This window comes from Hydrogenophaga sp., assembly GCF_041633695.1.
GTDB lineage: Bacteria > Pseudomonadota > Gammaproteobacteria > Burkholderiales > Burkholderiaceae_C > Hydrogenophaga.
In genome coordinates, this window is sequence record NZ_JBFJMY010000748.1 from 1 (window position 1) to 1,142 (window position 1,142).

Below are 1,142 nucleotides of genomic sequence, written 5' to 3' on the forward strand. Positions count from 1 at the left end.
AGCACGCCGGGCCACAGCGCGGGCGAGGCCATCACCTCGTCGGCCGAGAGTTCCTTGCGCAGCAGGGCCAGCGGGTTCTTGGCCGCGTGGCGGCTCGCCTTGGCGCGCACCTTGGCAAAGGTCTCCAGCTTGGTGCCGTAGCGGTCCATGTGTTCCTTGCCGGCGCCGCCGAAGTAGCGCAGCGCCAGCGGCAGGCCCGGGCCGCCGGCCACTTGGTCGCAGACCTCGTCGAACACGCCAAAGGCATTGGGCCGGTCCTGCCAGTGCATGGCCAGCGCGCCGGGCTGCATTTGCTCAAAGCCCAGTGCGAGGGCGCAGTCCACCATGCCGCTGGCCACCGCCTGGCGCGCCAGGAACAGCGCGGTCGAGCCGGTGGAACAGTTGTTGTTGACGTTGACCACCGGGATGCCGGTCTTGCCCACTTCGTACAGAGCGCGCTGGCCGCTGGTGGAGTCCCCGTACACATAGCCCACGTATGCCTGCTGCACGTCGGCGTATTCAATACCGGCATCGGCCAGCGCCATGCGCACGGCCTTCGCTCCCATGTCGTTGTAGGGCAGGCTGTCGCCCGGCTTCCTGAACGGCAGCATCCCCACACCCCCAACCCATACTGGCTTCATGGCTGTCTTTCCCAAAGTGGTACTCAATACACGACCCAATTGCCGTTTGACGGCATAAACTGAGTCACACTCACTTATGATATTGCCGGAGTTTGTCCGGCGGTACTGGGGTAAACGCTTATCTCCATGGTGCTTTTAAATATCAATTGGTGAGTACTACTCAGTTAATTGGGTGGTGCACGTGTGCTGCATGCGGCTTGGCGAAATCGATGGCTTCTTGGGTGTGTGGGTCGCTGCGTGGATCGGGCACAACGAAGCGGTCGCGGCGCCTGCCGCACCAGCAGCACAGTGACGTGAAGACGGGCGCACGCCGGTGTGCCTACGAGGTGCGCCATGTGCGGCGCACCGGTGCGCATCGGTCTGGGGCGGCCCGATGCGCCCGCAGGTCGATCAGTGGATCAGCGGACCTGGGGATTCGTCAATTCCAAGCGCACCTGCCCCAGTGGCCCGAAGTCGGCCACGATCTGTCCACCGCCCGCTGTGGGCCATGGGGGCGTGCAGCTGCCGGTCGACACGAGGGTG

Annotated in this window: 1 pseudogene; it reads right to left on the minus strand. The window is 64.6% G+C overall.

The window, feature by feature from the left end:
• A pseudogene (locus ABYB95_RS23795) lies at nucleotides 1-620 on the minus strand (lipid-transfer protein); the annotation flags it as partial.
• Nucleotides 621-1,142 lie beyond the last annotated feature (522 nt).